The sequence below is a fragment of the Streptomyces sp. NTH33 genome, assembly GCF_003236365.1.
In the GTDB taxonomy this organism is placed as follows: domain Bacteria; phylum Actinomycetota; class Actinomycetes; order Streptomycetales; family Streptomycetaceae; genus Streptomyces.
In genome coordinates, this window is sequence record NZ_POTZ01000501.1 from 1 (window position 1) to 4,894 (window position 4,894).

4 protein-coding genes and 1 pseudogene are annotated in these 4,894 nt (G+C 73.3%); 2 read left to right on the top strand and 3 right to left on the bottom strand.

The genetic code is table 11. The features are described 5' to 3' along the window. On the top strand, positions 1 to 1,280 hold a 1,280-nt coding region (locus tag C1I97_RS31520), incomplete at its 5' end, for a maleylpyruvate isomerase N-terminal domain-containing protein (RefSeq protein WP_258382825.1). 21 nt (positions 1,281 to 1,301) lie between these two features. On the opposite strand, the gene purU is transcribed toward C1I97_RS31520, so the two are convergent. Then, the gene (gene purU, locus C1I97_RS31525; protein ID WP_111006475.1) at positions 1,302 to 2,186 is read right to left on the bottom strand and encodes a formyltetrahydrofolate deformylase; all 885 of its coding nucleotides are present in this window, start codon (positions 2,184 to 2,186) and stop codon (positions 1,302 to 1,304) included. Positions 2,187 to 2,280: 94 nt separating this feature from the next. Beyond that, on the bottom strand, positions 2,281 to 2,781 hold the full coding sequence (locus C1I97_RS31530; RefSeq protein WP_111006476.1) for an SCO4402 family protein: 501 nt from the start codon (positions 2,779 to 2,781) through the stop codon (positions 2,281 to 2,283). A gap of 117 nt (positions 2,782 to 2,898) precedes the next feature. Between C1I97_RS31530 and C1I97_RS31535 the strand changes: the two genes are divergently transcribed. After that, the gene (locus tag C1I97_RS31535) at positions 2,899 to 4,206 is read left to right on the top strand and encodes an ABC transporter substrate-binding protein (protein WP_111006478.1); all 1,308 of its coding nucleotides are present in this window, start codon (positions 2,899 to 2,901) and stop codon (positions 4,204 to 4,206) included. Between the two features lie 19 nt (positions 4,207 to 4,225). Here the strand turns inward: C1I97_RS31535 and C1I97_RS31540 are convergent. Further along, positions 4,226 to 4,894: pseudogene (locus tag C1I97_RS31540) on the bottom strand (hypothetical protein); the annotation flags it as partial.

A 4,894-nucleotide genomic window follows, 5' to 3' on the forward strand; every position in this document is an offset into this window, starting at 1 on the left:
GCCCCGGCGTTCCGGGCGGCCCCGGCTCCCCCGGTGGGTCTCCGGGTGCCCCCGGGCCCGGTTCCGGCCGGCCGGCGCGTGTGCCCGTGCCCCGCGCGTCCGTCGAGGACGGTGGGTGGACACGGCCCGTGCCGGAGGAGGAGGCAGAGGTGGAGGGCCGAAGCGCGGTGGAGCACCATGTTCTGAAGTCGCTTCTCGGGGCGTGGGCGTTGGCCGCCTGTGCGCCGGAGGAGACGACGGCGGTCGAGGAGCACCTCGGGGAGTGCGGCGACTGCGCCGAGGAGGCGCTGCGGCTGCGGGAGGCGGTCGGGCTGCTGCACCGGCCCGACAGCCTGGACCTGGACCCGGGGCTGCGCACGCGCGTGCTGGACAGTTGCCTGCAGCGGCGGCGGCCACGCATCCCCGTGCCCGAGTGGGCGGCTCCCTACGACGCCGAGACCGCCCGCCTGGACGCGCTGCTGCGGGACATGGGCGACTCCGAGTGGCACACGCCGGTACGCCTGCGGTGGTTCGCGGGCGAGGACGCCACCAGCCGTCGTACGACCGTCGCCGGGGTCATCGCGCACCTGATGAGCGTCGACGGGCTGGTCGCGGTGGCGCTCGGACTCGACGACCCGCTCGGCGGCGCCGGCGCCCGCGCCGACCGCCCCACCCCGGCGGCGCGCACCGAGGCGTACTGGCGGGCCTCGCACTTCCCGCCGACCCGGTCGGTGCGGACGCCCTGGCGGGAGCAGACGCACGCCCTGGTGCGGACCGTGTCCTTCGCCGAGGAAGGCACGGGCGGGCCCACCGTGCCCTACGGCGACTTCGAACTCCCGCTGCCCGACGCGATGCTGGACCGCGCCTTCGAGTGCTGGGTGCACGCCGAGGACATCGCCCGGGCCGTGGACTACCCGTACGAGCCGCCCGCCCCGCGGCACCTGCACGGGATGATCGACCTCGCGGCCCGGATGCTGCCGGGCGTGCTGGCCGCACGGCGGCGGGCCGGGCTCGCCCCGCCCGCCCGTGCCCGACACCTGGTGGCCGCCGGCGCACCCGGGCGCAGCCTGCGCCTGGAGGTCGAGGGCCAGGGCGGCGGCCAGTGGCTGATCCCGCTCGACTCACCCGGAGCGGTCGGCTCCACGGAGCACGAGGTGGCCCATGTGGCCCTGGACGGCCTGGAGTTCTGCCGGCTGGCGGCGGGGCACGTCGTTCCGCGCGAGGCGGTGGCCGGTCAGGTCGGCGACCGCGAGGCGATCAGGGACGTGCTGTACGCGGCGGCGTCACTGAGCCGGATGTGACACCGCCGCCGGGCGGGCGGGTCAGGCGAACACCACCGTCCGCCGCCCGTTCAGCAGGATCCGGCGCTCCGCGTGCCACTTCACCGCCCGCGCCAGCGCCTGGCACTCCACGTCCCGTCCGACGGCGACCAGTTGGTCCGGGGTGACGTCGTGGCCGACCCGCTCGACCTCCTGCTCGATGATCGGGCCCTCGTCGAGGTCGGCCGTCACGTAGTGCGCCGTCGCGCCGATCAGCTTCACACCCCGCGCGTGCGCCTGGTGGTACGGCTTCGCGCCCTTGAAGCTCGGCAGGAAGGAGTGGTGGATGTTGATGATCCGGCCGCTGAGCCGCTTGCACAGGTCGTCGGAGAGGACCTGCATGTAGCGGGCGAGGACGACCAGTTCGACGTTCTCCTCGCGCACGATCTCCAGCAGCCGCGCCTCGGCCTCCGGCTTGGTGTCCTTGGTCACCGGGATGTGGTGGAAGGGAATGTTGTACGACCCCACCAGCTCGGCGAAGTCGGTGTGATTGGACACCACCGCCGCGATCTCCACCGGCAGCGCGCCGATCCGGGCGCGGAAGAGCAGGTCGTTCAGGCAGTGCCCGAACCTGCTGACCATCAGCACGATCCGCATCTTCTCGTCGGCCCGGTGGATCTGCCAGTCCATCGAGAAGGAGTCACCGATCGCCGCGAAGCTGGCGCGCAGCTTGTCCACCGTCACCGGCGGCTCGGCCGAGAAGTGGACCCGCATGAAGAACAGTCCCGTGTCGTGGTCGCCGAACTGCTGGCTGTCCTCGATGTTGCAGCCGGTCATGAACAGGTAGCTGGACACGGCGTGCACGATGCCCTTCTTGTCCGGGCACGAGAGAGTCAGGATGTACTGGTCGGCCGGGGCCGCCGCGGCTCGGGAGGACTGCTCGTTCATGCGGGACAGGGTCTCATGCCGGGCACGGCCCCCGGCCCGGCGTCCGTTGCGCGGACCGCCCGTCACCCGGACCGCCCGTCACCCGGACCGTCCGTTACGCGGAGCGCGTCAGGATCCGCAGTACCTCGAGGCTGCGCGGCGGCGCGTCCGGGTCCTCGCCGTCGCTCGCCGCGAGCCGCACATGCGCGTCCCGCGCCGCCCGTACCGCCTCCGGCCAGGCGTGGTGGTCGAGGTACGCGGACACCGGCGCGTCCGGGCCCACCTGGTGCATGATGCGCAGCACCCGCAGGACCGCGGTGTCGACGAGCGCCGCCTCCTGGGAGTCCCGGAAGATCGTGCCGACGTACTTCTCGGCGGACCAGTTGTCCAGCCAGGTGTCCTCGGCCAGCCGGTAGACGGCGTCGGTGACGTCGCCGTACCCCTCGACGCCTGCCAGCCAGACGTCCCGCTGGAACACCGGATCGGAGAGCATGTGCAGCGCGGAGCGCACGTTGCTGCGCCAGCGCCACCACGGCATGTCGTTGACGGGCATGCCGCCCATGGTGGAGGAGCGACGGCCGCGACGGGAAGAGTTCTCCGAATCTTGCACGGTCATCGATCGTACGTTCCCCGTCCCACCCGCCTCACCTGCCCCCGCAATTCACCTCACTGTCACCCTTCGTTGACCGGGAGTCACTCAGGGGTTGATGATGTGAGGGAATCGTGTGTGTACATGACCGGCAGGCGACGCTCCCGCACCACGTTCCTCCCCGCCCTCACCCGGCCCGTCGGAAGAGCCCTGCTGCCGACGGTCGCCCTGGTGGCGTGCGCCTCGCTCGCCACCGGCTGCGGGGTCGTCCCCGGCGCCACGGGGGGCTCCGGGGGCGACCCCGTCACCGTGATGACCTGGGCGCCGGAGAACACCGGGGCGACCAACAAACCCGGCATGCCCGCCATGGCCCAGGCCTACGCCCGCTGGATCAACGCGGGCGGCGGCATCAACGGCCGCAAGCTGAACGTCCTGACCTGCAACGACGGCAACGACAGCATCACCGCGGCGAAGTGCGCCCGTCGCGCCGCGAAGGAGAACGTGGTCGCCGTCGTGGGCTCCTACAGCCAGCACAGCGACTCCTTCTTCCCGCCGCTGGAGGGCGCCGGCATCCCGTACATCGGCGGCTACGGCGTCACCACCACCGAGTTCACCCGGGCCCTGTCCTACCCCGTCAACGGCGGCCAGCCCGCCCTGCTGGCCGGTCTCGGCAGGGAGCTCGCCGCACGGTGCGGTCCCGTCACGCTCGTACGCCCCGACACCATCGCGGGCGACGAGCTGCCCGCCCTGCTCGACGCCGGTCTGCGGGCCGGCGGCCACGAGGGCGCCCACGACCAGCGGGCCGCCGACGACGCCACCGAGTACTCCGGCCAGGCCGACCAGGCGCTGAGGCAGTCGAGCGCCGACCCGGCGAGGAAGGGCTGCGTGGTCCCCGCCCTCGGGGAGCGCACCGGCATCTTCATGGACTCCTTCCGCCGCGCCCGCGAGAGCTATCCGGCCGTGCGCACCGCCGCCGTGTTCGGCAGCGTCGACCAGTCGGTGGTCGACGCGGGCGGCGGGAAGTCCGGCCCGTACGAGGGGGCGTACGTCACCGGCTGGTACCCGGTGGCGAGCGATCCGCGCTGGAACGGGATGAGGAAGGTCATCAACGAGCAGGCGTTCGGCGACAACCGGATCGACCCCGAGGACGCCGGAGTGCAGACCACGTGGGTCGCCTACACCGTGCTCCGGGCCGTCCTGGAGAAGATCGGCGACGGGGAGGTGAGCGCCACCACCGTACGGCGCACCCTCGACCGCGGGCTCACGGTCGACACCGGCGGGCTGACCCCGCCGCTGCGGTGGCGCACCTCCGACCTGCTCGCCTCCTCCGGCTTCGCCCGGCTGGTCAACGCGGACGTGACCCAGCAGGTGGTGCGGCAGGGCCGGCTGGTGCCGACCACGAAGGGGTTCACCGACACGGCGAGGACGCTGGAGGACGCGGACATCGGCTGACCGGACCGTCCGCGCCCCCTCACAGCTGGGTCGGCTGGCGCTGGGTGAGGCCGTACTTCTCCGCGATCGCGTTCCACAGCCGGGCGGCCTTGGCCTTCTCGGCGCTGGCGGTGCCGCTCTCGCGGTTGCCGGCCTGGGTCTCGCCGGTGGGCCGGGCGTGGCCCTTCTTGCAGCCCTTCTTGCCGCGGGCCTGGTCGGCCCAGGCCGCGTAGTGCCGGTCGGCGGACTCCGACGCCTTCCAGGCGTTGGTGAGGGCCTGGGTCAGCTCGGCGTGGTCGGGGAGCTTGTCGACGGACAGCTCTCCCAGGCGGGTGACCAGACCCTTGCGCTGCTCGGCCGCGTCGCGCAGGTCGGAGGCGGCCTGGTCGAGGCCGCGGCAGTTCTTGACGTCGTCCACCGCCTTGATCACGGAGGAGCGGCTGCTGCCGCTGTCGGCCAGCAGCTTGTCCAGCGCGACCGCCTGCTCCCGGGCCGGGTCGGTGGTGGGCGAGGGGGGCGCGTCGTCGGTGGCGGGCGCGGTCGCCGAGACGTTGGTGCTGTTGTCGCCGCTGTCGCTGTCGCCGCCGCCGCCGCTGAGCAGCGCGCCGGCGCCTATGCCGAGGGCGGCGATCCCGACGCCCACGGCCGCGATCAGCGGCACGCGCGAGCCGGTACGCCGGCCTCCCCGGCCGCCCCCGCCGTCGTATCC

Excerpts from the sequence above, each read along its gene's own strand:
- C1I97_RS31535 (WP_111006478.1), top strand. The coding sequence starts at position 2,899 with ATGACCGGCAGGCGACGCTCCCGCACCACGTTCCTCCCCGCCCTCACC.
- purU (WP_111006475.1), bottom strand. The coding sequence starts at position 2,186 with ATGAACGAGCAGTCCTCCCGAGCCGCGGCGGCCCCGGCCGACCAGTAC.
- C1I97_RS31530 (WP_111006476.1), bottom strand. The coding sequence starts at position 2,781 with ATGACCGTGCAAGATTCGGAGAACTCTTCCCGTCGCGGCCGTCGCTCC.